22 protein-coding genes are annotated in these 26,708 nt (G+C 68.8%); 14 read left to right on the forward strand and 8 right to left on the reverse strand.

What is annotated here, in order from left to right:
• The first annotated feature begins 27 nt into the window (after positions 1 to 27).
• The 6 genes from PGB34_RS08570 (at position 28) to PGB34_RS08595 (ending at position 8,813) form a co-directional block, all read left to right on the forward strand.
• Positions 28 to 888 (forward strand): sensor histidine kinase, encoded by an 861-nt coding sequence (locus tag PGB34_RS08570; RefSeq protein ID WP_271427691.1) that lies wholly within the window; start codon positions 28 to 30, stop codon positions 886 to 888.
• Positions 885 to 2,873, forward strand: coding sequence for a hybrid sensor histidine kinase/response regulator (locus PGB34_RS08575; RefSeq protein WP_271427637.1), 1,989 nt, complete (start codon positions 885 to 887; stop codon positions 2,871 to 2,873). Before PGB34_RS08570 ends, PGB34_RS08575 begins: the two co-directional genes overlap by 4 nt.
• A 146-nt stretch (positions 2,874 to 3,019) precedes the next feature.
• Positions 3,020 to 3,349: a hypothetical protein gene (locus PGB34_RS08580; protein WP_271427638.1), complete on the forward strand. Its 330-nt coding sequence runs from the start codon at positions 3,020 to 3,022 to the stop codon at positions 3,347 to 3,349.
• Positions 3,350 to 3,570: 221 nt separating this feature from the next.
• Complete coding sequence (locus tag PGB34_RS08585; RefSeq protein ID WP_271427639.1) at positions 3,571 to 5,829, forward strand: ATP-binding protein; 2,259 nt, start codon at positions 3,571 to 3,573, stop codon at positions 5,827 to 5,829.
• Entirely contained in the window at positions 5,822 to 6,277 is a 456-nt protein-coding gene (locus tag PGB34_RS08590; RefSeq protein WP_271427640.1) for a response regulator, read from the forward strand. The genes PGB34_RS08585 and PGB34_RS08590 overlap by 8 nt, the downstream gene beginning before the upstream one ends.
• Positions 6,270 to 8,813 (forward strand): response regulator, encoded by a 2,544-nt coding sequence (locus tag PGB34_RS08595; RefSeq protein ID WP_271427641.1) that lies wholly within the window; start codon positions 6,270 to 6,272, stop codon positions 8,811 to 8,813. Before PGB34_RS08590 ends, PGB34_RS08595 begins: the two co-directional genes overlap by 8 nt.
• Before the next feature lie 42 nt (positions 8,814 to 8,855).
• On the opposite strand, the gene PGB34_RS08600 is transcribed toward PGB34_RS08595, so the two are convergent.
• Positions 8,856 to 9,881, reverse strand: coding sequence for a phosphotransferase enzyme family protein (locus PGB34_RS08600; protein ID WP_271427642.1), 1,026 nt, complete (start codon positions 9,879 to 9,881; stop codon positions 8,856 to 8,858).
• A gap of 267 nt (positions 9,882 to 10,148) precedes the next feature.
• Here PGB34_RS08600 and PGB34_RS08605 point away from each other — a divergent pair, with 267 nt between their 5' ends.
• A complete protein-coding gene (locus tag PGB34_RS08605; protein ID WP_271427643.1) occupies positions 10,149 to 10,439 on the forward strand; it encodes a co-chaperone GroES in 291 nt (96 codons plus the stop codon).
• A 49-nt stretch (positions 10,440 to 10,488) separates the two neighbouring features.
• Entirely contained in the window at positions 10,489 to 12,132 is a 1,644-nt protein-coding gene (groL, locus tag PGB34_RS08610) for a chaperonin GroEL (protein ID WP_271427644.1), read from the forward strand.
• 503 nt (positions 12,133 to 12,635) lie between these two features.
• Here the strand turns inward: groL and PGB34_RS08615 are convergent.
• From PGB34_RS08615 to PGB34_RS08645, 7 genes are all read right to left on the reverse strand, one after another.
• Positions 12,636 to 14,147 (reverse strand): tripartite tricarboxylate transporter permease, encoded by a 1,512-nt coding sequence (locus PGB34_RS08615; protein ID WP_271427645.1) that lies wholly within the window; start codon positions 14,145 to 14,147, stop codon positions 12,636 to 12,638.
• Between the two features lie 16 nt (positions 14,148 to 14,163).
• Positions 14,164 to 14,652 carry a tripartite tricarboxylate transporter TctB family protein gene (locus PGB34_RS08620; RefSeq protein ID WP_271427646.1) on the reverse strand — a complete coding sequence of 163 codons (489 nt, stop codon included), beginning with the start codon at positions 14,650 to 14,652 and terminating at the stop codon, positions 14,164 to 14,166.
• A 166-nt stretch (positions 14,653 to 14,818) separates the two neighbouring features.
• Complete coding sequence (locus tag PGB34_RS08625; protein ID WP_271427647.1) at positions 14,819 to 16,606, reverse strand: GspE/PulE family protein; 1,788 nt, start codon at positions 16,604 to 16,606, stop codon at positions 14,819 to 14,821.
• A complete protein-coding gene (locus tag PGB34_RS08630) occupies positions 16,603 to 17,382 on the reverse strand; it encodes a class I SAM-dependent methyltransferase (protein WP_271427648.1) in 780 nt (259 codons plus the stop codon). The genes PGB34_RS08625 and PGB34_RS08630 overlap by 4 nt, the downstream gene beginning before the upstream one ends.
• The gene (locus PGB34_RS08635; RefSeq protein WP_271427649.1) at positions 17,382 to 17,915 is read right to left on the reverse strand and encodes a DNA-deoxyinosine glycosylase; all 534 of its coding nucleotides are present in this window, start codon (positions 17,913 to 17,915) and stop codon (positions 17,382 to 17,384) included. Before PGB34_RS08635 ends, PGB34_RS08630 begins: the two co-directional genes overlap by 1 nt.
• A 191-nt stretch (positions 17,916 to 18,106) precedes the next feature.
• On the reverse strand, positions 18,107 to 18,694 hold the full coding sequence (locus PGB34_RS08640; RefSeq protein ID WP_271427650.1) for a hypothetical protein: 588 nt from the start codon (positions 18,692 to 18,694) through the stop codon (positions 18,107 to 18,109).
• 174 nt (positions 18,695 to 18,868) lie between these two features.
• Entirely contained in the window at positions 18,869 to 19,765 is an 897-nt protein-coding gene (locus tag PGB34_RS08645; RefSeq protein WP_271427651.1) for a TatD family hydrolase, read from the reverse strand.
• 90 nt (positions 19,766 to 19,855) lie between these two features.
• Between PGB34_RS08645 and PGB34_RS08650 the strand changes: the two genes are divergently transcribed.
• The 6 genes from PGB34_RS08650 to PGB34_RS08675 all read left to right on the forward strand — a co-directional run.
• Complete coding sequence (locus PGB34_RS08650) at positions 19,856 to 20,857, forward strand: S1C family serine protease (protein ID WP_271427652.1); 1,002 nt, start codon at positions 19,856 to 19,858, stop codon at positions 20,855 to 20,857.
• Between the two features lie 37 nt (positions 20,858 to 20,894).
• Positions 20,895 to 21,923, forward strand: coding sequence for an AAA family ATPase (locus PGB34_RS08655; RefSeq protein WP_271427653.1), 1,029 nt, complete (start codon positions 20,895 to 20,897; stop codon positions 21,921 to 21,923).
• Between the two features lie 18 nt (positions 21,924 to 21,941).
• Entirely contained in the window at positions 21,942 to 22,976 is a 1,035-nt protein-coding gene (locus PGB34_RS08660) for a DUF58 domain-containing protein (RefSeq protein WP_271427654.1), read from the forward strand.
• Entirely contained in the window at positions 22,976 to 24,022 is a 1,047-nt protein-coding gene (locus PGB34_RS08665; protein WP_271427692.1) for a VWA domain-containing protein, read from the forward strand. The genes PGB34_RS08660 and PGB34_RS08665 overlap by 1 nt, the downstream gene beginning before the upstream one ends.
• Before the next feature lie 421 nt (positions 24,023 to 24,443).
• Positions 24,444 to 26,141 (forward strand): ShlB/FhaC/HecB family hemolysin secretion/activation protein, encoded by a 1,698-nt coding sequence (locus tag PGB34_RS08670; RefSeq protein ID WP_271427655.1) that lies wholly within the window; start codon positions 24,444 to 24,446, stop codon positions 26,139 to 26,141.
• Positions 26,142 to 26,214: 73 nt separating this feature from the next.
• The coding region (locus PGB34_RS08675) for a two-partner secretion domain-containing protein (RefSeq protein ID WP_271427656.1) at positions 26,215 to 26,708 on the forward strand (494 nt) is incomplete at its 3' end.

Here is a 26,708-nt window from a genome sequence, read left to right on the forward strand (position 1 = left end):
CATGCCATCCAGACCGAGCCGGGCGAAATGCTGGCGCTGCGGCAGCAACTGGTCGAGACCCAGGCGCAGCTACAGGCGCTGCAGGAGGAGCTGGACGAGACCAACCGCGGCGTGGTGGCGCTCTATGCGGAACTGGACGAGCAGGCCATCCAGCTCAAGCGGGCCACCGAACTCAAGAGCCGCTTCCTGGCCTACATGAGCCATGAGTTCCGCACGCCGGTCAATTCGATCCGCAGCATCGCGCGGCTGCTGATGGACCGCGTGGACGGACCGCTGACCGACGAGCAGCAGCGCCAGGTGCAGTTCATCCAGTCGGCCGCGGTGGAGTTCTCTGAAATGGTGGACGACCTGCTGGACCTGGCCAAGATCGAGGCCGGCCGGGTGGAGATCTCCCCGGCCTGGTTCGAGATGGTGGACCTGTTCTCGGCGCTGCGCGGCATGTTCAAGCCCATGCTCGAGAACCATTCGGTGGCGCTGATCTTCGAGGAGCCCCAGGGCCTGATGCGCCTGTACACCGACGACCGCAAGGTCTCGCACATCCTGCGCAACTTCGTCTCCAACGCGCTGAAGTTCACCGAAGCCGGCGAGGTGCGCGTGTCGGCCCGCCGCGAAGGCCAGTCGCAGGTGCGTTTCGCGGTCGCCGACACCGGCATCGGCATTGCGCAGGAGCACCTGGCGGCGGTCTTCGACGACTTCTCCCAGGTCGCCTCGCCCATCCAGAAGCGCCTGCGCGGCACCGGGCTGGGGCTGGCGCTGTGCCGCCAGCTCGCCACGTTGCTGGGCGGCGAGGTCGGGGTCCGGAGCGAGCTGGGCAAGGGTTCCACCTTCTTCCTCGTGCTGCCCATGCAGCTGAGCGAAGCCTCCCCGAACCGGGACGTCCTGGCGTGAACGACAGCAGCCTCATCGGCACCACCATCGCGCGCGGCGACCACCGCATCCTCGTGGTGGACGACCATCCGACCACGCGCTATTCCACGGCGCGCACGCTGCGCGCGGCCGGCTTCGTGACGGAGGAAGCGGCCACCGGCAACCAGGCCCTGCAGCGCGCGGCGCTGGGCGTCTCGGCCGTGGTGCTGGACGTGCACCTGCCCGACATCGACGGGCTGGAAGTCTGCCGCCGCCTGCGCAACGACGCGCGCACGGCCAACCTGCCCGTCATCCACCTGTCGGCCACCTTCGTGGACGACCAGGACAAGGTGCAGGGCCTGGACGCGGGCGCCGACGCCTACCTGGTGCACCCGGCCGAGCCCGCGGTGCTGGTGGCGACGCTGCAGGCGCTGATCCGCGCGCGCAGCGCCGAAGACCGCCTGGGCCGCAGCGAAAGCCGGTTTCGCGCCATCTACAACCAGGTGCCCAACGGCATGGCGCTGCTGGACCGCGAAGGCCGGCTGGAAGACGTGAACCCCGCGCTGGTCAACCTGCTGGGGCGCTCCGCCACGGAACTGATCGGGCGCGGCATGCAGTCGCTGGCCGCCCCCGGGGCCGAGGAAGCGGCGCACAGCTTCACGGCGCAGGCCATCTGGCTGGCCACGCAGGCCGGCGAGCCCTGGCACACGGAGTTCGCGCTGCAGCATGCCGACGGGCACGAGGTGATGCTGGCCTGGAGCCTGTCGCCGCTGGGGCCCGGCGAGCCGGTGGCGGCCGTGGCCACCGACATCTCGGCGCGCCAGTCGCTGGAGCGCGCGCGCCAGGAGGTGCTGGAGCGCGAACAGGCCGCGCGCGCCATGGCCGAGCGCCACAGCCGCACCAAGGACGACTTCGTGGCCGTGCTCTCGCACGAGCTGCGCACGCCGCTGAATGCCATCAGCGGCTGGGTCCACATCCTGCTCAAGCACGGCAACCGGCCCGAGCTGATCGCCAAGGCCCTGGACGCCATCGCCCGCAGCGTGGCCGCGCAAAGCCGCATCATCGGCGACATCCTCGACGTCTCGCGCGTGAACGCCGGCAAGCTGCGCCTGCACCGCGAATGGGTGGACCCGGTCACGCTGGCACGCTCGGCCATCGACGGCCTGCGCGAGGACATCGCCAGCCGCCAGATCGTGGTGCGCTTTCTGGAAGAAGGCGAGCCCGCGCGCCCCGCCCACCTGGACCCGACCCGCTTCCAGCAGGTGGTGTGGAACCTGGTGAGCAATGCCGTCAAGTTCTCGCCCGTGGGCGGACAGATCGACGTGGGCCTGGCGCGCGAGCAGCAGACGCTGGTGCTGCGCGTGCGCGACCGCGGCAAGGGCATTCCGGCCAGCTTCCTGCCCCAGCTGTTCGACCGCTTCACGCAGAGCGACGGCCCCGACAACCGCCAGCACGGCGGCCTGGGGCTGGGCCTGTCGATCGTCAAGCGCCTGGCCGAGCTGCATGGCGGCAGCGTCCAGGCCTTCAGCGAAGGCGAAGGCCTGGGCGCCACGCTGGAGGTGCGCCTGCAGGTGGGCGGCGACGCGACGGGCGACGCCCCGCATGCGCTGCAGCCGGCCGCCGCCATGGCCCCGCAGGCCGGCAGCGAGGCCCTGCGCGGGCAGGACATCCTGGTCGTCGAGGACAGCGCCGACGCAGCCGAGATGCTGCAGATCGTGCTGCATGAAGCGGGCGCGCAGGTGCGGGTGGCGGGCGACTACCCGGCCGCCATGGCGGCGCTGGCGCAGCGCTGGCCTTCGATGATGGTCAGCGACATCGGCCTGCCGGGGCGCGACGGCTACGAGCTGATGCGCGAGTTCCGGCGGCTGGAGCAGGACCGCGCGCAGCCTGCGCGCGCGCGCTGCATCGCGCTGTCGGCCTTCACGCGCGACCAGGACCGCGAGCGTGCGCTGGAAGCGGGCTTCGACCTGCACCTGCCCAAGCCGCTGGATGCGCAGGCCCTGCTGGCCGCGCTGCGCGGCGCATGAGAGCGGCCTTTCAGACGCGCCGACAGCGGCAGCGCATGCCCTCCTACATCGGGTGAGTGGATGTGTTTTTAGTGTCTGCATGTGGCAGCGCCGCAGCGCTGCCCTTGACCCGCCAAGCGACACATCCCAGCCTCAAGAGGACTTCCATGGACGAGCACAGAGACCAGACTTTCGCGGCTTGGATCGAGGCCGAACGTCTGGCCTACGACGCCGTCCACCAGTTGCACCAGCGCACGCAGGGCGGGCGCATCGCGGCCACGCCCGAGGCCATCGCCGCCGTGTTGGCGGTGCGCCGCCATGCCAACCACTGCCTGGCGCGGCTGAGCCAGAGCCATCCGCAGGCCGAGCGCGAATCCCGGCTGCCGAAGATCGCCAGAACAGGGGTGCGGCGCACGGGCGCCGAGCGGCTGGCGCCCGCCGCGCTGGCGGCGGCCGCGGCGCGCACGCCCGGCCCGCTGCCGCAGATCGCCGTCTGACAGGGGCGAGGCCGGCGCGGGTCGGAGGGCGGCAACCGTGCGGGGCCTACGGGCGTCGTCCCTCTCCGATAGGCGCGGCCTGCGGCATGCTGCATCATCGGCGCATCGCCCATGCACAGGCCCTGCGCATGCGATTGCCTTCCTGCTTGCTTGATTGATTGATTGACTGATCCCGTGCCAGGCCCCCGCGGCCCCACCTGCATGCCGTTCGCCCATCGACCGTGGCTCTTCTGAACAACCCGTCATCAACGCCGAACTCCTCGCCGGCCCCTTCCCCCGGGCCGGACCTCTCGCTGTGCGAGCAGGAGCCGATCCGCATCCCGGGCGCGATCCAGCCGCACGGCTGGCTGCTGGTGCTCGACGCGCAGACGCTGGCGGTGGTGGCCCGTGGCGCCAACTGGAGCCCCGCGCAGGCGCTGCAGGCGCAGCGCGAATTGCCGCTGGCGGCGCTGGCCGCGCTGACGCCCGACACCGCGCCGGTCATGGTCGGCGACATCGCGCTGGAGGCGCAAAGGCTCAGCGCCACCGCGCACCGCACGGCGCAGCACGTGATCGTCGAATTCGAGCCGGCGGCCCTGCGCGAGGCCGGCGAGGCCCCGATCTATTCGCTGTCGCGCATCTTCCTGCCGCGGCTGCAGCAGGCGGCCGACGTGGCCGAGCTGGCCGCGCTGGCGGCCGAGGAAATGAAGCGGCTCACGGGCTTCGGGCGCTGCCTGGTCTACCGCTTCGACGAAGCCGGCCATGGCCAGGTGCTGGCCGAACAGATCGACGAGGGCTACGACAGCTACAGCGGCCATCACTTCCCGGCCTCGGACATCCCGCAGCAGGCGCGCGAGCTGTATGTGCTGAACCAGTTCCGGCTGATTCCCGATGCGCACTACACGCCGGTGCCGCTGGTGTGCGAGGCCGCGGGCCTGAAGCCCGAGGCCATCGACCTTTCGCAGGCGCAACTGCGCAGCGTCTCGCCCGTCCATCTGGAATACATGCGCCACATGGGCACGCGCGCGTCCATGTCGGTGTCCATCGTCATCGACGGCAGGCTCTGGGGCCTGATCTCGTGCCACGACCATGGCGCGCGCCACCTGCCGGGCGCGGTGCGCCGGGCCTGCGAGCACATGGGCCAGCTGCTGGCACTGCAGATCCAGGCCAAGGAAGCCAACCAGCGCGTGTCGGAGCGGCTGGAGCTGCGCAAGATCACGCTCGAGCTGGTGTCGCACCTGAGCGAGGGCGATGGCACGCTGGCCCGGCTGGTCCGGGAACCGGCGCCACTGCTGAAGCTGGCCCACGCCACCGGCGCCGCGGTGGTGCTGGACGACCAGGTGTGGACCACCGGCGAGGTGCCCGGGCATGACGACATCCAGGCGCTGGCGCAATGGATCTCGGGCCTGGGCCGCGAAATCTACGACAGCCGCTCGGTGGCCCATGTGCATGCCCCGGGCGGCCCGGTGCGCGGGCCCGCGGGCGTGCTGGCCATTTCCATTTCGCAGGTGCACCGCCACCTGGTGATGTGGTTCCGGCCCGAGGTGGTGCAGACCGTGACCTGGGCCGGCGACCCGCGCAAGGCGCCGATGGCCACCGATGGCCGCATCCACCCGCGGCGCAGCTTTGCGAGCTGGGTCGAGCATGTGTCGGGCCAGAGCGAGCCCTGGACCGAATCGCAGCGCCTGGCCGTGGCCGAACTGCGGCAGGCGCTGATCGGCATCGTGCTGCGCCGGGCCGAGGAACTGGCCGCCGTGGCCAGTGAACTGGGCCGCGTGAACAAGGAGCTGGAGGCCTTCTCATACACCGTCTCGCATGACCTGCGCGCGCCGATGCGGCACATCGCCGGCTATGTGGACCTGGTGGTCGAGCTGGAAGGCAAGCGGCTGGGCGAGCGCTCCGCGCGCTACCTGGGGCATGTGAAGGACGCGGCCGCCTTCGCGGGCCAGCTAGTGGACGCCCTGCTCGACTTCTCCCGGCTGGGCCGCGCGGCGCTCAAGCGGCGGATGGTGAACACCGCCACGCTGGTCGAGGGGCTGGTGCAGGAACTGTCGCGGCTCGAAGGCGGTCGCAAGGTGGAATGGATCATCGCGCCCGACCTTCCGCAGCTCTACGCCGACCCGCTGCTGCTGCAGGTGGCGGTGCGCAACCTGATGGCCAATGCGCTGAAGTATTCGCGCGAGCGTGCCCAGGCCCACATCCGCATCGACGCCGTGCGCACCGACTCGGGCGACGGCCTGCAGGTGCAGGACGACGGCGTGGGCTTTCAGATGAAGTATGTGGACAAGCTCTTCGGGGTCTTCCAGCGCCTGCACCAGGCCGAGGACTTCGAGGGCACGGGCATCGGCCTGGCCAATGTCAAGAGAATCGTGGAACGCCACGGCGGCAGCGTCTGGGCCCGCGGGCAGGTGAACGAGGGCGCGAGCTTCGGCTTCACCCTGCCGCGCGCCCCCGAGGACGGCGCGCAGCCGTCGGCCAATGGAGAAGAACAGGATGCTTAAACCGATCCTGCTGGTCGAAGACGACAAGCGTGACCTTGAACTGACGCTGATCGCGCTGGAGCGCAGCCAGCTCGCCAATGATGTGGTGGTGCTGCGCGATGGCGCGCAGGCCCTGGACTACCTGCGCCGCGAAGGCGAGCACGGCCAGCGCGCCGAAGGCAACCCGGCCGTGATCCTGCTGGACCTGAAGCTGCCCAAGGTCAACGGCCTGGAAGTGCTGGAGGCCGTGCGCGCCAGCCCCAATCTGCGCAGCATCCCGGTGGTGATGCTCACCTCTTCCCAGGAAGAGGCCGACGTGCTGGCCAGCTACGAGCTGGGCGTCAACGCCTACGTGGTCAAGCCGGTCGCCTTCGACCGCTTCGTGGCCGCCATTGCCGACCTGGGCGTGTTCTGGGCGGTGCTCAACGAGCCGCCGCCAGGCTCGCTGAAAGCCCGGCGCCATGAGTAACGGGCCGCCCGCGGCTGGCGCTGCCCAGCGGCCGCTGCGCGTGCTGCTGCTGGAGGACTCGCGCTTCGACGCCGAGCTGCTGGGCGAGGCGCTGCGCGAAGCTTATCCGCAGGCCGAGCTGCAGGTCGTGCGCCACGAAGAGGCCTTCCGCGCCGCGCTGGCCGCGACCACGCCGCTGGACGTGATCCTGTCGGACTACGAGATCCCGGGCTTCTCGGGCATGGCGGCGCTCGACGTGGCGCGGCTTGCGCAGCCGCGCACCCCCTTCATCTTCGTGTCGGGCGTGATCGGCGAGGACAACGCGGTGGAGCTGCTCAAGCGCGGCGCCACCGACTACGTGAGCAAGTCCCGCCTGGCGCGCCTGCCCGTGGTGCTGGCGCGCGCGCTGCGCGAAGCCGACGAAGCCACCGCGCGCCGCATGGCCGAAAGCGCCCTGCGCGTGGCCGACCAGGCCATGAACCGCGTGGAGGGCCGGCGCCTGGCGCTGATCGAGCTGAGCGACCGCATCCGCAACATCGACACGCCGCAGGCGCTGGCCTATGCGGCCTCCGAACTGCTGGGCCGCCATCTGGGCGTGGACCGCGCGGGCTACGGCATCGTCGACAAGCAGGCCGAAACCATCCGCATCGAACGCGACTGGTGCGCGCCCGGCGTGGATTCGCTGGCCGGGCTGCTGCACTTTCGCGACTACGGCTCCTACATCGAGCAGTTGCGCCGCGGCGAGACCGTGGCCATCGTGGACGCCACCACCGACGCGCGCGCACGCGACCAGGGCCAGGCGCTGCTGGCCATCGGCGCGCGTGCCGTGCTGAACATGCCGCTGACAGAAAAGGGCAACCTGGTCGGCCTGCTGTACCTGAACCATGGGCAGGCACGCGCCTGGCCGCAGGCCGAGCTGGAGTTCGTGCGCGAGGCCGGCGAGCGCGTCCGCGTGGCCATCGCACGCATCGAGGCGCAGAACGAACTGGCCGCCTTCGCGGCCTCGCTCGAGCGCCTGGTGCAGGAGCGCACGCAGGAGCGCGACCGCACCTGGCAGTTGAGCCAGGACCTGCTGGGCGTGGCCAACGACAGCGGCTATTTCGAGAGCGTGAACCCCGCCTGGACCACGGTGCTGGGCTGGAGCCAGGAGCACATCTGCAACACGCCCTTCCGGCAGTTCGTCCACCCCGACGACCTGGCCGCGACCGAGCAGGAACTGCAGCGCCTGGCGCAGGGCGAGCGCACGGTGGACTTCGAGAACCGCTACCGGTGCCAGGACGGCAGCTACCGCTGGCTGTCCTGGACGGCGGTGCCCGACGGCGGGCGCCTGTACACGGCCGCGCGCGACGTGACGCGCCAGCGCGAACGCGAGGCCGAGCTGGAAGAAGCCAAGGAACAGCTTCGCCAGAGCCAGAAGCTGGAGGCCGTGGGGCAGCTCACTGGCGGCCTGGCCCACGACTTCAACAACCTGCTGGCCGCGATCTCGGGCAGCCTGGAGCTGATGCGCCGGCGCAGCGAGCAGGGCCGGCTGACCAACATCGAGCAGTACATCAGCGTGGCCCAGGGCGCGGCCAAGCGCGCGGCCGCGCTGACCCATCGGCTGCTGGCCTTCTCGCGCCGCCAGACGCTGGAGCCCAAGGCGCTCAACGTCAACCGGCTGGTGCAGGACATGGAAGAGCTGCTGCGCCGGACCATGGGCCCGGGGATCGAGATGCAGGTGGTTTCGGCCGTGGGCCTGTGGCCGGTGCATGTGGACCCGGGCCAGCTGGAGAACGCGCTGCTGAACCTGTGCATCAACGCGCGCGACGCGATGCCCGACGGCGGCCGCCTGACCATCGAGACCGCCAACCGCTGGATCGACGAGCGCACCGGCCGCCAGCGCGAACTGGTGCCGGGCCAGTACGTCTCGCTCACGGTGAGCGACAACGGCGTGGGCATGACGCCCGAAGTGGCCCGGCGCGCCTTCGACCCCTTCTTCACCACCAAGCCGCTGGGCATGGGCACGGGCCTGGGCCTGTCGATGATCTACGGCTTTGCCAAGCAGTCGGGCGGGCAGATCAAGATCTACTCGGAGCCGGGCCACGGCACCTCGGTGGGCATCTACCTGCCGCGCCACCTGGGGCCCGAGCAGCCCCAGGAACAGCGCCACTTCGAAAGCGCGCCGCCCCCGGCCCAGCAGGGCGAAACGGTGCTGGTGGTGGACGACGAAGAGGCCCTGCGCCTGCTGGTGCTGGAGGAGATGCGCGACCTGGGCTACGAGACGCTGGAGGCCGGCGATGGCGCCAGCGCGCTCAAGCTGCTCGAGTCACCGGCGCGGATCGACCTGCTGGTCTCTGACGTGGGCCTGCCCGGCGGCATGAACGGCCGCCAGCTCGCCGACGCGGCGCGCAGCCTGCGCCCGGGGTTGAACGTGCTGTTCATCACCGGCTATGCCGAAAACGCCGTGCTCAACCACGGCCACCTCGAAGCCGGCATGCATGTGATGACCAAGCCCTTCGAGATGGACGCGCTGGCGCGGCGGGTGCGGGAGCTGATGGAGCGGCGCAGCGGCGGCTGAAGCCGCGTCGCGCGTGGCCAGCCCGCCCCGGCACTCACGCAATCACGCGCGCAGGTCCAGCGCCTGCCAGGCCTCGAACACCTCAAACTGCTTGCGCAGCCACGCCAGCGGCGCCGAACTCGTGCCCCAGTGGTGCAGCCGCCCCGCGGCTTCGCCGAAGTTCCAGAGCGAGCGCAGCTGGATGAACAGGGGCAGCGCCGCCAGATCCTGTTCGCTCACCCGGCCGCCGCCCGCGCGGTAGCCGGCCAGGTAATGCGTCCATCGCTCGCGCAGCGTGTCGTCGGCCTCGCGCAGGCCCTTGCGGAACAGGTAGGACCAGGGCAGCACGGCCAGGTCATAGGCCAGGAAGCCCGGCCCGGCATCGTCAAAATCGAAAAAGACCGCGCGTTGCCTGCCAGCCGCGTCCTGGCTCATGTGGTTGTTGAAGCCGTGCGTGTCGCCATGGCACAGCACCCGCGTGAGCGCCGGCTCGGCAGCAGCCAGCTCTGAAAGAAGGCGCTCGATCAGCGCCTGGCAGCTGTGCAGCAACTGGGCGTCGCGCTCCGGGTGCGTCTGCAGATAGGCCAGGGTTCTGAGCGCGAGATGCTCGCCGTCCAGCGTGTAGCGGCTGAGCGCGCCGGCATAGTCCTGCCCCGCCGCGTGGATGCAGGCCAGCATGCGGCCGGTCAGCTCGAACTCAGGCAACGCTTCGGGAATCGTGCCTTCTGCATGCTGGAAAAGCGCCAGCGCGCGCGGCCCCTCCGGGAACTGCAGCATGACGTGCGTGCGCCCGTCCGCGGCCGGCACCATCGCGGCCACACCGGCCCCGCGCGAGGCCAGGTGCGCCAGCAGGGCGGCCTCGAAATCGATGTTGAAATCGCCGCGCGGCCGAATCGAATACAGCCGCGCGACATGGAGGGCGCCGTCAACGCCGCGCAGCAGGTAGTTGTCGTTGAGCCCTCGGCGGATCAGGTGGCACTCCTCCACCTGCAGGCCATGGTGCTGCTGCACCCACCGCGCCACCGACGTGCTGGCCGCCGTGGTGTGGGTCACGAGCAGATCGGGGTCGTGGGTGGGGGTCCGGGACATGGCGGATTATGGGCGGGCGCCGAGACGGGCCGGGCTGCCGGCTCGCGGCATCCGGCAGCGCGCGGCCCGCCGCGGGTGCCGCCCGGGGCGTGCAAGGGCGCCTGCCCTTGCGGCACAGCACGCCCTTGAAACGTCATCAAATGCCACTATCATTAGCACTCGATGGCGCTGAGTGCTAACAACTTCGGCGCGCGTCTTCGGAATGTGAGCGCGGGCTATCCGGCCGGCGTCCTCTTGTCCATATCTCAACCCATCCAGGAGATTCAATTGAAACTTCGTCCTTTGGCCGATCGCGTGATCGTCAAGCGCATTGACAGCGAAACCAAGACCGCTTCGGGCATCGTCATCCCCGACGCCGCCGCCGAGAAGCCCGATCAGGGCGAAGTCCTGGCCGTGGGCCCGGGCAAGCGCAATGACAAGGGCGAACTGGCCGCTCTGACCGTGAAGGTCGGCGACCGCGTGCTGTTCGGCAAGTATTCGGGCCAGACCGTCAAGGTCGACGGCGACGAACTGCTGGTGATGAAGGAAGACGACCTGTTCGCAGTCGTCGAGAAGTAAATCCTTCTTTCCTTTCCACCTTTTCAAAGAATTTCGGAGTTAACTGAACATGGCAGCAAAAGACGTAGTCTTCGGCGGTGAAGCCCGCGCCCGTATGGTTGAAGGCGTGAACATCCTGGCCAACGCGGTCAAGGTCACCCTGGGTCCCAAGGGCCGCAACGTGGTGCTCGAGCGCTCCTTCGGCGCCCCCACCGTGACCAAGGACGGCGTGTCCGTGGCCAAGGAAATCGAACTGAAGGACAAGCTGCAGAACATGGGCGCCCAGCTCGTGAAGGAAGTGGCTTCCAAGACCAGCGACAACGCCGGCGACGGCACCACCACCGCCACCGTGCTGGCCCAGGCCATCGTGCGCGAAGGCTCCAAGTACGTGGCCGCCGGCCTGAACCCCATGGACCTCAAGCGCGGCATCGACAAGGCTGTCGCCGCCCTGGTGGAAGAGCTGAAGAAGGCTTCCAAGGCCACCACCACCTCCAAGGAAATCGCCCAGGTCGGTTCGATCTCGGCCAACAGCGACGAAACCATCGGCAAGATCATTGCTGACGCGATGGACAAGGTCGGCAAGGAAGGCGTGATCACCGTGGAAGACGGCAAGTCGCTGGACAGCGAACTGGACGTCGTCGAAGGCATGCAGTTCGACCGCGGCTACCTGTCGCCCTACTTCATCAACAACCCCGAGAAGCAAGTCGCCCTGCTGGACAACCCCTTCGTCCTGCTGTTCGACAAGAAGATCTCGAACATCCGCGACCTGCTGCCCACGCTGGAACAAGTCGCCAAGGCCAGCCGCCCGCTGCTGATCATTGCCGAGGAAGTCGAGGGCGAAGCCCTGGCAACCCTGGTGGTCAACACCATCCGCGGCATCCTGAAGGTCGTGGCTGTGAAGGCACCTGGCTTCGGCGACCGCCGCAAGGCCATGCTGGAAGACATCGCCATCCTGACGGGCGGCAAGGTCATCGCTGAAGAAGTGGGCCTGACGCTGGAGAAGGTGACGCTGGCCGACCTGGGCCAGGCCAAGCGCATCGAAGTGGGCAAGGAAAACACCACCATCATCGATGGCGCCGGTGCCGCTGCCGACATCGAGGCTCGCGTCAAGCAGATCCGCATCCAGATCGAGGAAGCGACCAGCGACTACGACCGTGAAAAGCTGCAAGAGCGCGTGGCCAAGCTGGCCGGAGGTGTTGCCGTGATCAAGGTTGGCGCTGCCACCGAAGTCGAAATGAAGGAAAAGAAGGCTCGCGTCGAAGACGCCCTGCACGCCACCCGCGCCGCCGTGGAAGAAGGCGTGGTGGCTGGTGGCGGCGTGGCGCTGCTGCGCGCCAAGCAAGCCGTGGGCGACAAGGTCAAGGGCGACAACGTCGACCAGGACGCCGGCATCAAGCTGGTGCTCAAGGCCATCGAAGCGCCCCTGCGCGAGATCGTGTCCAACGCCGGTGGCGAGCCCTCGGTGGTCGTGAACAAGGTGCTGGAAGGCAAGGGCAACTTCGGCTTCAACGCCGCCAACGACACCTACGGCGACATGCTCGAGCTGGGCATCCTGGACCCGACCAAGGTGACCCGCACCGCACTGCAGAACGCCGCTTCCGTGGCTTCGCTGCTGCTGACGACCGAAGCCATGGTCGCCGAAGCACCGAAGGACGAAGCTGCTGCACCGGCCATGCCCGGCGGCATGGGCGGCATGGGCGACATGGGCATGTAATTGGCCCTTGTCCGAAGCGCCTCGCGGTGCTTCGGACAGCCCCGGCGGCGCACCACAAGCGCCGCCTCCAAACACAAAGGCCCGGTGCATTGCACCGGGCCTTTGTGTTTGGGCTTGCCTGCAGAAGACTTGCTCACAGGCAGTCCGCATGCCTGACGCCACGCGGGGCCCGCCTCTCGCGCAAAGGCTGCGGCAGGACCCGTCGCCCGATGGTCGCCATCAGCCCGCCATCAGCGCCACGCGCATGGCCCTCTTGAGTCCGCGCGACATCCAGCCCTTCATGGCGCGGGCGCGCCGCGCGGCACCACGCAATGCATCCATCGGCGCCCATGAAAAATGGCCCCCACGCTCCCCCGCTTCGCGAGGTCCGCGGCCCCGCCCGGAGGGGGCTTTTCACCTTGGGGCGGCCCGGCAATGAAAAAAGCACCCGAAGGTGCTTTTTCTTGATTTCTTGAAGTCTGAAGCCGGCGCCCTTTGCGGGGCGCCGCTCGTCAGCAGGAGCATCACTCCTCGACGAAGGCCTCTTCCCGTTTGGATTTCACCGCCGGCAGCAGCACGATCACGATCAGCAGCGCCGCGGCAATCAGCAGGCCCAGCGAGATGGGGCGCGTGACCAGCACGCTCCAGTCCCCGCGCGAGAGCAGCAGCGCCCGTCGCAGGTTCTCCTCCATCATCGGCCCCAGGATGAAGCCCAGCAGTAGTGGCGCAGGTTCGCAGCCCAGCTTGATGAACACATAGCCCACCACGCCGAAGATGGCGACCATCCACACGTCCCAGGTGTTGTTGTTGGTGGAGTACACGCCGATCGCGCAGAACAGCACGATGGCAGGGAACAGCCAGCGGTAGGGAATGGACAGCAGCTTGATCCACATGCCGATCAGCGGCATGTTCAGGATGATCAGCATCAGGTTGCCGATCCACATCGAAGCGATCAGGCCCCAGAACAGCTCGGGGTTGCTGGTCATCACCTGCGGGCCGGGCTGGATGTTGTGGATGGTCATCGCGCCCACCATCAGCGCCATCACCGGGTTGGGCGGAATGCCCAGCGTCAGCAGCGGGATGAAGGAGGTCTGCGCACCGGCGTTGTTGGCCGATTCGGGGCCGGCCACGCCGCGGATGTTGCCCTTGCCGAACGGCACTTCACCGGGCTTGAGCTTGAGCTTCTTCTCCATCGTGTAGGCGGCGAAGGAGGACAGCAGTGCGCCGCCGCCGGGCAGGATGCCCAGCGTGGAGCCCAGCGCCGTGCCACGCAGCACGGCCGGCAGCATGCGCTTGAAGTCGTCCTTGGTGGGCCACAGGCCCTGCACCTTGGCGGTGAAGATCTCACGCTCTTCCTCGGGCTTGGCCAGGTTGGCGATGATTTCGCCGTAACCGAACACGCCCATGGCGATGGCGATGAAGCCGATGCCGTCGGTCAGCTCGGGGATGTCAAAGCTGTAGCGGGCCACACCCGAGTTCACGTCGGTGCCCACCAGGCCCAGCAGCAGGCCCAGCACGATCATGCAGATGGCCTTGAGCAGTGAGCCCGAAGCCAGCACCACGGCGCCGATCAGGCCCAGGATCATCAGCGAGAAGTACTCGGCCGGGCCGAACTTGAAGGCCACCTCGGTCAGCGGCGGCGCGAAGGCCGCCAGGATCAGGGTGCCCACGCAGCCGGCGAAGAAGGAGCCCAGGCCGGCCGCTGCCAGCGCAGGTCCCGCTCGCCCGTTCTTGGCCATCTGGTGCCCGTCGATCACCGTCACGACGGAGGCCGACTCACCGGGCAGGTTGACCAGAATGGCCGTGGTGGAGCCGCCGTATTGCGAGCCGTAGTAGATGCCGGCCAGCATGATCAGCGCGGCCACGGGCGGCAGCGCGTAGGTGGCGGGCAGCAGCATGGCGATGGTGGCCACGGGGCCGATGCCAGGCAGCACGCCGATCAGCGTGCCCAGCAGGCAGCCGACGAATGCATAGATCAGGTTCTGGAACGTGAAGGCCGCTCCGAAACCGATCGAAAGGTTGTTGATCAGATCCATGATGTCTCTGCGCGCCTCAGCCAGTGATGAAGGTCGGCCAGACCTGGAACTGCAGTTTCAGGCCGACGATGAATGCGAGATAGCTGCCCACGGCCAGGATCGTGGCGAGGATCAGCGACAGCTTGAGCGAGGGGTTGGGGCCTGCAAGGCCAGCCACCAGCACCAGTGCGTAGATCGCGATGATCAGGCCCATGGCCGGCAGGCCGATGCCGGGCAGACCGCCCAGGAGCACGCCGAAGATCAGGTTGGCCGAGATGATGAGGATCAGCGGCTTCCAGGCAATGGTGCCGATGGGCTCACCGTCGGCGGTTTCCACCACCAGCGAGGTGAAGACCACGAGCAGGCCGAGGACGGCCAGCAGGATGCCCAGCATCAGGGGGAAATAGCCCGGACCCATGCGCGCACCGTTGCCCACGTTGTAGGTGGTTGCGCCCCAGGCGAAACCGATCCCCACCAACACGAACATCAGGCCCGCGAAAAAGTCCTTTTGACTTTTGATTTTCACGAACGAACTCCTGAGAAAGAGAGACCGGCGGATTTTTGGTCAGCCCTTCGTCAGCAGCGATGTGGATTCCACCTAATCGATCAGCAGGGTTAACCCTGGAAGCCGCAGGGTCTGCGGGCGGCCTGCACCGCGGCAGTGCGGCCTGCGCCATCCAGGGGCGCGGGGCTCACTCCAGAGGCGGCGTGGCGCTCAGGACTTCGTCGATCGTGGTGAGCCCTTCGGCCACGCGCAGCACGCCCGTCAGCCGCAGCGGACGCATGCCGTCGCTCACGCCCTGGCGGCGCAGGGCGTCGATGCTGGGCGCCTTGTTGAGCAGGCCCTTGAAGCTCTCGGACACGGTGAGCAGCTCGTACAGGCCCATGCGGCCACGGTAGCCGGTCATGCGGCAATCGACGCAGCCCACGGGCCTGTAGGCCCGCACGTCGCCCGACAGGCTCCAGGGCTTGACCACCTCGGCCAGCGTCTCGCGCGTCATCTCGGGGTCGGGCTCCTTGCAGGCCGTGCACAGCGTGCGCACCAGCCGCTGGGCCAGCACGCCGAGCAAGGTGGCATTGATCAGGTAGGCCGGCACACCCAGCTCCATCAGGCGCGTGGTGGCGCTGGGCGCATCGTTGGTGTGCAGCGTGCTGAAGACCAGGTGGCCCGTGAGCGCCGCCTGCACCGCCATCTCGGCCGTGGCCAGGTCGCGGATCTCGCCCACCATGATGATGTCCGGGTCCTGCCGCATCAGCGCGCGCAGCCCTTCGGTGAAGCCGAAGTCCAGTTGCGGCTGCACCTGCGTCTGGTTGAAGGCCGGCTCGATCATCTCGATCGGGTCTTCGACCGTGGAGACGTTGACCTCCTCGGTGGCCACGCGCTTGAGCGTGGAATAGAGCGTGGTGGTCTTGCCCGAGCCCGTGGGCCCGGTGACCAGCACGATGCCGTGCGGCCGCGCCACCAGTTGCTCCCAGCGCTGCGCGTCCTGCGGCGGAAAGCCCAGCGCGTCCAGGTCCTTGACGGCGTTGTCGGGGTCGAAGATGCGCATCACCATCTTCTCGCCGAAGGCCGTGGGCAAGGTGGACAGGCGCATTTCCACTTCGTCGCCGCGCGGGTTGCGGGTCTTGATGCGGCCGTCCAGCGGGCGGCGCTTCTCCACCACGTCCATGCGGCCCAGCAGCTTGATGCGCGAGATCATCGCGGCCAGCACGCCCAGCGGCAGTTGGTAGGCCGGATGCAGCACGCCGTCGATGCGAAAGCGCGCCACGCCCTGCTCGCGCCGCGGCTCCAGGTGGATGTCGGAGGCGCGCTGGTCGAAGGCGTACTGCCACAGCCAGTCCACCAGTTGCACCACGCTCTGGTCGTTGGCGTCCAGCTGCTTGTTGCTGCGGCCCAGCTCGACCAGCTGCTCGAAGTTGGCGGCCGATGCGCCCGAGCCCGCCTTCTGCGCCGCGCGCACGGACTTGGCCAGCGCGAAGAACTCGGCCGTGTAGCGCTGGATGTCGGTGGCGTTGGCCACCACGCGACGCACGCGGCGGCGCGACTGCCGCTCCACCTCGCCGACCCAGTCGGTCACGAAGGGCTCGGCCGTGGCCACCACCACCTCGGCACTGCTCACCTGCACGGGCAGCACCTTGTGCCGCTCGGCATAGCCTGCGCTCATGGTCTCGGCCACCTTGCCCACGTCCACCTTCAACGGATCGATGCGCAGGTACTCCAGGCCCGCGCGTCGCGCCAGCCATTGCGTCAGTTGCTCCAGATCCAGCGGCTTGCCATCGGATTCGCGCGCCATCGCCACGTTGGCCAGGCGCACCAGCGGCGGCTGCCGGCTTTCGACCTGCGCGCAGCGCATCAGCGTGCGCTGCGCCTCGCCCGGCGAGATGACGCGGTCGCGCGCCAGCCAGTCGATGAGCACGCGCAATTGCAGCGGCCCTTCGTAGGCCTGGACAGCGGTGGGCGAGGAGTTCACGGCGCTCATGGTGCCAGAGACTTGAACACGCGCAACCACTTGGGCGCCGGCAAGCCCCAGCGCGTCTGGATCTGCTGGGCCTGTTCGGCCAACTTTTCACGCCGCACGCGCTGCGGCGTGCGCTGGGCCAGCACCACGGTGTTGCCCTCGCGCGTGGGCTTGAAGGCCCACAGCGCCTCGGGACCGAAGGCTTCGGCGATCTTCTCCAGGCTGCGCTCGAAGCTGGAGGAGCGGCCGAACAGGTTCACCGTCATGCAGCCCTCCTCGGTCAGCACGGCACGGCAGTCGGCATAGAACTGGGCGCTGTCGAGCACCGGCGCCGCCGCCTCGTGGTCGTACAGGTCCACCTGCAGCGCGTCCACGCTGCCCTGCCAGCGCGGCTCGCGGATTTCCTGCGCTGCATCGGCGATCACCACCTGCAGCTTGGCGTCATCGGCCGGCAGCTTGAACCAGCCCCGGCAGGCGGCCAGCACCTGCGGGTTCAGTTCGATGGCCGTGGTGCGCATGCGCAGGCGCTTGCGGCTGAACTTGGTCAGCGCCGCAGCGCCCAGGCCCAGTTGCATGCTGTGGCGTTTGGCCACGCTGGCCGGCTCCACGAACAGCAGCCAGGCCATCATGCGCTGCACGTATTCGAGGTCGATCTCGTCGGGCGCGTCCAGCCGCATCGAGCCCTGCACCCATTCCGTGCCCAGGTGCAGATAGCGGGTGTCGCCCCAGTCGGAGAAGTTGACCTCGGGCAACCCCACCTCCGGGCGGGCCGCGCCCGCCGCGCGCCGCGCCGCCATTACAGCAAGCCCTGCGCGGCGACCACGTCGCGCCAGGCCTCGCATTTGCGCGCGAAGGACCAGCCTGCATTGGCCGGGCTGGTGGAAGGCAGCCGATGCACGGGCACGCCCAGCGCCGCCGTGTGGCGCGCATGGCGGAAGCTTTCGCCGCCGTTGTGCGCCACCGCGCGCAGGCGCGGAAGCTGCAGGGCCGCGATGTCGTTGGGCACGGCGTCGCGGATCGCGCTGTCGAGGCTGCCGATGCGCGTGCAGCGCGCATACACGTCCCACAGGCCCAGGCCGCGCGCGAGCAGCCAGCGGCAGCGCGCAGCATAGCTGTGCGCATCACACGGCGCAGGCAGCGGATGCTGCGGCCACAGCGCCTGCAGGATCTTCCAGAACTGGTTCTGCGGATGCGCGTAGTACTGCTGCAATTGCAGCGAACGCGCGCCGGGAAAGCTGCCAAGAATCAGCAGCACGGTGCCGGCGTCCACGACGGGCGGCAGCCCCTGCAGCACCAGCGCGGGCGCCGCATCGGGCGCAGCGGCAGGCATGGGGGTGGGTGACGAAGACAGTTGCACGCCCGCGATTGTCGCGCGCCGTGCCAGAGCGGAAAACCGGCTCCGGCAGGCCAACAAAAAACCTTGCCTGCGCGAGCAGGCAAGGTCCGGGGGGGAAGCCGGCCTGGATGACCGGCGGCGCTCACGCCCAGGCGGCGGCGCGCGAAGCGTTTTTTCTTCCCGCGTCAGTTGCTCTTGGCAGCCTCGTGCTGGGCCGTGCCGGGGATCTTCTCGCCGATCTTGTCGCCGGTCGAGCGCATGCCGTCGGCTGCATCGTGCGCCACTTCGCTGGTCGCGTTGCCTGCCTTCTTCGCGCCGCGCTTGGTCGCGTCCACGGCCTTGCCGGTGGTCTCCTTCGTGGCATTCCAGGCCTTCTTGGTGCCGCGCTCGGTCGCGTTGACGGCCTTCTTGGTGCCGCTCTTGGTGGCGTCCACGGCCTTGCCCGTGGTGTCCTTGGTCGCGTCCCAGGCCTTCTCGGCCCCGCGCTCGGTGGCATTGGCTGCACGCTTGGTGGTGCTCTTGGTGGCATCCCAGGCCTTTTCGGCGCCACGCTCGGTGGCGTTGGCCGCGCGCTTGGTCGTGTCCTTGGTGGCGTCCCAGGCCTTTTCGGCGCCGCGCTCGGTGGCCTGCACCGCATCGCGGCCGGTCTCCTTCACCTTCTCGGTGGTGGTGGGTTCGGTGCCCGTGCTGGTCTGTGCGTGCGCGGCGACGCCCACACCGGCCAGTGCCATCAGGGCCGCGGTGGCCAGAGGTTGCAGAATGGTCTTGCGCATGATGGGTATCTCCTTGACTGCGATGGGGAAGCAGCAGGCTTTGCCAGCCGCTGCGAGCCTTCTCAACGGGAAGGCATGAACGAAGGATGACACCGAATGAGGCCCTGAAAGCGGCCTGCGCACGCATCGCGCGCTCGGCCTACGGCCCGTGTAGGCAGACCACGGACAGACCGATCAGACGCGGCTTTCCTGCCCCCTCGCAGGCCCTTGTTGCGCAGGCTCGCAGGGCGCTTCCACCACATCCAGCCAGTGCGCCAGGCGCGGCATGGCTTCGCAGGCATTGCGCGTGGTGGCCTCGGCCAGGGCCTGCAGCGGCATGCCGCGCAGATCGGCGATCACCTGCGCGATGCGCGGCAGCTCGGCCGGCTCGTTGCGCCCCTGCGGCTGGCCGGCGTCGCGCTCGGCCTGGGTGCGGTAGAGCCAGTGCGGCGGAATGTCGGGCGCGTCGGTTTCCAGCACCAGCACCTGCAATGGCAGCTCGGCCGCCAGTCGGCGCAGTTGCAGGGCGCGCTCGAAGGTCACGGCGCCGCCAAAGCCCAGCTTCAGCCCCTGCGCGATGCAGGCCTGCGCCTGCTGCGCGCTGCCGTTGAAGGCGTGGGCGATGCCGCGCCAGGGCCGGCCTCGCCCCACCTCGCGCAGATGGCGCAGCACCTTGTCCACCGATCGGCGCACATGGATCAGCACCGGCAGTTCCAGATCGCGCGCCAGCACCAGTTGCTGGCGAAAGAAGTGCTCCTGCGTCGGGCCGTCGAGTTCGGGCACGAAGTAGTCCAGCCCGATCTCGCCCACGGCCACCAGGCGCATGTCATCAAGTTGCGCACGCAGCGCCCGCGCCAGCGTTTGCAGATCGGCCTGCTGAGCCTTGGGCGTGAACAGCGGATGGATGCCCAGCGCGTACACGTCGCCCTGCCGGTGGGCCAGTTCGCGCACGGTGTCGAAGTTGAACGCGCCCACCGCGGGGATCACGCCCAGCCGTACGCCGGCACGCCGCGCGCGCGCCTGCACGGCGGGCGCCTCGTCGCCGAACTCGGGGGCGTCCAGGTGACAGTGTGTATCGACAAAGGACGTCATGCGGTCATGATGCACGATGGCATGCAGCGGGGCACAAAGCATGCTAGTGTGAGCCCGTTCCTGGACCCCTTTCTGACCGGAGGTGCATCCATGCGCAGGCCCGCCCGCTACAGCCCTTCGCCCAAGGCTGCGACCACCGCTGCTGGTGCGCCGGCGGCCGGGCCCGACCCTGCGCCGCAAGCCTCGGGTGACGAGGCACCTGCAGCCGCCGCGCCAGCCCCGGCGCGGGCGCGCTGGCAGCCCGGGCGTGGCGCCTTCGCGCTGCTGCTGGCCTTGAGCATGGCCCTGGCCGCCGGTGCCGCCTGGATGTGGCCGCGCGAAGCCGGCCGCAGCCTGACGCAGAAGGACATCGACGCAGCCGTGCTGCGCACGCTCAGCACCCAGACCCTGCCCTCGCCGGCCGCGCGCGCGGCGCAAGCCATTGCGCCTTCGCTGGTGCGCGTGGTGGGCTACGGCCCCGAGAAAGTCACGCCCGCCGCCAAGCAGGAAAAGCGCGGACGCAACCTGGGCAAGGGCAAGCCGCCCGAGGCCGAAGCGGCGCCCGACGAACCCGAGGAACGCGGCGTGGGCACGGGCGTGGTGATCGTCGACAACGGCACCATCCTGACCAACCTGCACGTGGTCGCCGGCTCGCAGCGCATCAAGGTCACCTTCCATGACGGCACCGAATCCGACGCCACCGTGACCGGCGCGCAGCCCGAGAACGACCTGGCCGTGCTGCAGGCGAAAAAGCTGCCCGACGACCTGATCGCGGCCACCATGCGTTCCACGGCCGACCTGCGGCCCGGCGACCAGGTGGCGGCGGTGGGCTTTCCCTTCGGCATCGGGCCCTCCGTTTCGGCCGGCGTGGTGTCGGGCCTCAAGCGCTCCTTCCGCTCGCCCGAAGGCAAGCAGGAACTGGGCAACCTGATCCAGTTCGACGCCGCGGCCAACCCCGGCAATTCGGGCGGCCCGCTGGTCAATATGGATGGCGAGGTGCTGGGCATCGTCACCGCCATCCTCAACCCTACGCAGCAGCGCACCTTCATCGGCATCGGCTTTGCGGTGCCCATCGAGAACGCGGCCTCGGCCGCAGGCTCGCCGCCCTTCTGATCGCTTCGCCGCCCCTGAATTCAACGAGGACACCCGCATGAGCCAGGAAGACTTCGCCAGCCCCACGGCCAGTTCCACGCCCGCCTCCACCGCCGAACTCATGGAGCAGATCCTCTACCAGGTCAAGCGCGTGGTGGTGGGCCAGGACCGCTTTCTCGAAAGAGTGATGGTGGCCATGCTCGCGGGCGGCCATCTGCTGGTCGAAGGCGTGCCCGGCCTGGCCAAGACGCTGACCGTAAAGACCCTGGCAGAGACCGTGCGCGGCCAGTTCAAGCGCATCCAGTTCACGCCCGACCTGGTGCCGGCCGACCTAGTGGGCACGCGCATCTACAACCAGAAGACCGGTGAGTTCTCCACCGCGCTGGGCCCCGTGTTTGCCAACCTGCTGCTGGCCGACGAGATCAACCGCGCGCCGGCCAAGGTGCAGAGCGCCCTGCTCGAAGTGATGCAGGAGCGCCAGGTCACCATCGCGGGCGAGACGCACCAGGTGCCGCGCCCCTTCCTGGTGATGGCCACGCAGAACCCCATCGAGACCGAAGGCACCTACCCGCTGCCCGAAGCCCAGGTGGACCGCTTCATGATGAAGGTGCTGGTGGACTACCCGAGCGACGAGGAAGAGTTCGTCATCGTGCAGCGCGTGATCGGCGAGAAGCTCGAAGCCGCGCCCGTGGCCACCACCGAGCAGCTCGCGGCCCTGCAGGCACAGGCGCGGCTGGTGTACGTGGACCCGTCGCTGATCCAGTACGCCGTGAAGCTGGTCTCGGCCACGCGCACGCCCGAGAAGTTCGGCCTCAAGGACACGCGCCAGCTCATCACCTACGGGGCCAGCCCGCGCGCCACCATCAACCTGACCGAAGGCGCGCGCGCGCTGGCCATGCTGCGCGGGCGCAGCTACGCGCTGCCCGAGGACATGACCGACCTGGTGCCCGATGTGCTGCGGCACCGCGTGACGCTGTCGTATGAAGGCCTGTCCGAGGGCCTCACGCCGGATGCGCTGGTGGAGCGCATCATGCGCGCCGTGGCCCCGCCGCCGCGCCCGCTGGAACACGAACGCCAGGCCGCCTGAGCACGGGAGCCCATTCACATGTGGTGGCGACGTTCCTCTTCACGCACGGCGGCCGGCCAGGCCGCGCCCGGCGCTGGCGCGGAGGCGGCAAACGACGCTGCGCCCCACGCCGAAGGCGCCGAGCGCCTGCTGCGGCGCCTGGAGTGGACCGTGATCCGGCGCCTGGACGGCCTGCTGCAGGGCGACTACCGCACCCTGATGCGCGGCACCGGCCTGGACCTGGCCGACCTGCGCGAATACCAGTTGCACGACGACGTGCGCCACATCGACTGGAACGTGACGGCGCGCCAGCAGGTACCGCATGTGCGCGTCTTCACAGAAGACCGCGAGATGGCCGCCTGGTTCGTGCTGGACCTCAGCCGCTCGGTCGATTTCGGCTCCGGCGTCCGAGCCAAGCGCGACATCTCGGCCGGCTTCGTGGGCGTGCTGGCGCGCCTGCTCACACGCCATGGCAACCGGGTGGGCGCGCTGGTCTATGGCCACAGCCTCGATGCAGTGCTGCCGCCGCGCAGCGGCCGCGCGCATGTGTTGCGCCTGCTGCACCTGATGAAGCGGCGCGAGCCCGAAGCGGCCAGTCGCCGCGCTGCGCCCAAGGCAGCACCCGCGGCCGGCATGACGCGCCTGTCCGACCTGCTCGACGCCGCCGCCGCACTGATGCCGCGCCGCGCCACCGTGTTCGTGGTCTCCGACTTCCTCACCGAGCCCGGCTGGGAAAAACCCCTGGGCCGGCTGGCCCAGCGCCACGAGGTGGTGGCCGTGCGCCTGTTCGACCCGCTGGAGCAGGAACTGCCCGACCTGGGCCTGGTGCCGCTGACCGATGCCGAAACCGGCGAGCAGCTCTGGGTGGACACGCATGACGCAGGCTTCAGGCGCCGCTTCGCGCGCCTGGCCGCCGACCGCGAAACGGCCCTGCGCGAGGCGCTGGGCCGCGCGGGCGTGGACACGCTGGAGCTGTCGACCGAAGACGACCTGGTGCAGGCCATCGTCCGCTTCTGCGATCTGCGCAAGCGCCGCGTGCAAGGCCGCACCGCCTCTTCAGGAGCCCACGCATGATGAGCTTTCTCTGGCCCCAGTTTTTGTGGCTGCTGGCGGTGCTGCCGCTGCTGCTGGTGCTCTACGTCTGGCTGCTGCGGCGCAAGAAGAAGCTGGCCGTGCGCTATGCCAGCCTGTCCATCGTGCACGAGGCCATGGGCGCCGGCCAGTCGCTGCGCCGGCACCTGCCACCGCTGCTGTTCCTGCTGGCCATCGCGGCCATGCTGATCGCGGCGGCGCGGCCCATGGCCTCGGTGGTGCTGCCGTCGAACCAGCAGACCATCATCCTGGCGATGGACGTCTCGGGCAGCATGCGTGCCGAAGACGTCAAACCCAACCGCCTGGTGGCCGCGCAGGAAGCGGCCAAGGGCTTCATCAAGGACCTGCCGCGCCATGTGAAGGTGGGCGTGGTGGCCTTCGCCGGCAGCGCCAACGTAGCCCAGTTGCCCACCACCAACCGCGAAGACCTCAACGCCGCGATCGACTCCTTCCAGCTGCAGCGCGCCACGGCCACGGGCAATGCCATCGTGGTCTCGCTGGCCACGCTGTTCCCCAACGCGGGCATCGACATCAGCACCTTCGGCTCGCCCGGGCGCCAGCAGTTGCAGGGCGTGCCCATCGACCAGGCCCAGCGCCCCAAGCCCGCTGAGGTGGCGCCCGTGCCCCCGGGCTCCTACAGCTCGGCCGCCATCATCATGCTGACCGACGGCCAGCGCACCACGGGCGTGGACCCGATGGAGGCCGCCAAGGCCGCCGCCGACCGCGGCGTGCGCGTCTACACCGTGGGCGTGGGCACCGTCAGCGGCGAGACCATCGGCTTCGAGGGCTGGTCCATGCGCGTGCGGCTGGACGAGGAAACCCTCAAGGCCGTGGCCACCAGCACGGCGGCCGAATACTTCTATGCCGGCACGGCCACCGATCTGAAGAAGGTGTACGAAACGCTGAGCTCGCGCCTGACGGTGGAGAAAAAGGAGACCGAGATCTCGGCCCTCTTCGCCCTGGGCGCCGCGCTGCTGGCGCTGCTCTCGGCCGGGCTGTCGCTGCTGTGGTTCAACCGGATTCTTTGACGGCAAGGCTGCGCGAGCGGCATCGAAGGCGCGTGTGGCGGAAGCTGCATGCGGCTTTTTCTTTTTCCCATCTGGCCATGGTGACTGCAGCTCCGGAGCCTGCAACGAACACTCATTCGGGTGGATGGCTGGGAATTCATCATGGCCGGAAGAGAGCCTTCTGTTTCCCGCGCACGGCCGGCACACGCTGCGCCTAGCAAGCCCTACAGAGTTGATAGGTATCTTGTGTTCATTAGTTCTCAACCGGACTGTGTCACCAGCGCTCAGTTTTCAGTGAGGTACCCCAAAATCACACCCTGATACAAATCAGGGAGTTCCAGTGAAACCAAAGACCGCAAGACGCGGCCGCGCAGCGCATACGCGCTCGCTGAAGAAGCCTCTGGGCGCAGCGCTCGCGTTGCTGGCGGTTGCCAACGGGGCGATGGCGCAATCCAACCCGACCGCGCCCAACCCTTTCATCGAAGAGATCCGCCAGCAAGAGCGCGAGCGCGCCTTGCGCGAGCAGCAAGAGCGCAGCGTGGACGCGCGGCTGCAGCGGCAGGGCCCGGCGAGCACTCAACGCCTGCCCGACGCTGAAACCCCTTGTTTTCGCATCGACCGCATCACGCTCGGCGGCGAACTGGCGGGCGAGTTCCAGTGGGCGCTGCAGGCGGCCGGTGGTGAATCTGGCAATGATTCACCCCTGGGGCGCTGCCTGGGCACCGAAGGCATCAACATCGTGCTTTCACGCCTTCAGCAGGCGGTGATCGCGCAAGGCTACGTCACCACGCGTGTGCTGGCCGGGCCGCAAGACCTTACTCGCGGTGAACTGGCTCTGACCCTGGTGCCTGGGCGCATCACGGCCATCCGGTTCGCGTCGGACCCCGACGCCGGGCCTACCCCGAGCAAGCGTCTGTTGCTATCTGCCGTCCCTGCGGGTGTAGGCGACTTGCTGAACATCCGCGACATCGAGCAGGGCCTGGAAAACCTCAAGCGCGCGCCGACGGCCGAGGCCGACATTCAGATCGAGCCCTCGAAATCCCCTGACGCCCGTCCTGGCGACAGCGAACTCGTCGTCCGGTATGCACAAGGCCGCCGCCTGCGCGGTGCCCTGAGCCTGGACGACAGCGGCACCGAAGCGACCGGCCGCTACCAGATGGGGTTGACCGCCTCTGCCGACAGCTTGCTGGGCCTGAACGATCTGTTCTACCTGAGTGCCAACCACAGCATCGACGACCACTTTCTGGGCAACCCGCGCAAGGGCACTGAGGGACAGACCTTGCACTATTCGGTGCCCTACGGCTACTGGCTGGCGGGCTTCACGGCCTCGCGCAGTCGCTATCGACAAAGCGTGGCGGGCCTGAGCCAGGACTATGTGTACGGAGGACGCACCGAGAACGCCGAAATCAAGCTCTCTCGCCTGGTCTGGCGCAGCCAGCAGCACAAGACCACCTTGAGCCTGCGGGGCTTCAGGCGCGAATCGCGCAGCGAGGTCGATGACACCGAGATCGAGGTGCAGCATCGCGTGGTGGGCGGCTGGGAACTGGGCCTGAACCACAAGGCCTTCATCGGCCAGGCCACGCTGGAGGGCAACCTGACGCACCGGCGTGGCACCGGTGCCTTCGGCGCACTGCCAGCGCCCGAAGAGGCTTACGGCGAGGGGACGTCGCGCATGAGGCTGTGGGCTGCGGACGTGCAGTTGACCCTGCCTTTCCAGTGGGGTGAACAGAAGCTGCGCTACGCCGGCCAGTGGCGCGCGCAGTGGAACCGCACGCCGCTGACGCCGCAGGATCGCTTCGCCATCGGGGGGCGCTACAGCGTGCGCGGCTTTGATGGCGAAACGAGCCTGCTGGCCGAGCGTGGCTGGCTGCTGCGCAACGACCTGGGCTGGGCCATGGGCGCAAGCGGCGCTGAACTGTATGTGGGCCTGGACTACGGCCATGTGGGCGGCCCTTCCACCCGCTACTTGCTGGGCAACCACCTCGCGGGTGCCGTGCTGGGCGTGCGCGGTGCCCTGCGCACGGGCCCGGGCACCAGCAGCTTGAACTACGACCTGTTCATCGGCGCACCGGTGTGGAAACCCGAGGGCTTCCCCACCGCACGCATGACGGCGGGCTTCAACCTCAACTACAGCTTCTGAGATCGCGCAGGGTTGCGCATGGGGCTGCCAAGCAGCCAGACAGGGATAGCCAGACAGGGATTGGAAGAAAAAAATGAACAAGCATCTTCACCGGGTGGTCTTCAACGCAGCACGAGGCCAGCGCATGGCCGTGCAGGAGACGGCCAGCAGCGCCGGCAAGGGCCGCGCACGCACCACCGGCTCGGCCCTGGCGGTCACTCTCGCGGGGCTGCTGGGCGGCCTGAGCGCGCAAGCCCAGATCGTCGCCAACCCGTTCGCTGCGGCCGGCCAGCGGCCCCAGGTGCTGATGGCGCCCAATGGTGTGCCGCTGGTCAACATCGGCACACCCTCTGCCGCAGGCGTGAGCATCAACAGCTACAACCGCTTCGATGTGCAGGCTGCAGGTGCCATCCTCAACAACAGCCGCACGAACGTCCAAACCCAGTTGGGCGGCTGGGTGCAGGGCAATCCCTGGCTGGCGCTCGGGCCGGCTCGCATCATCGTCAACCAGGTCTCCAGCAGCGACCCGAGCCATCTTCGCGGCTATGTGGAGGTGGCCGGCCAGCGCGCGGAGGTGGTCATCGCCAA

The organism is Xenophilus arseniciresistens, assembly GCF_028023875.1.
Taxonomy (GTDB): domain Bacteria; phylum Pseudomonadota; class Gammaproteobacteria; order Burkholderiales; family Burkholderiaceae_C; genus Xenophilus; species Xenophilus arseniciresistens.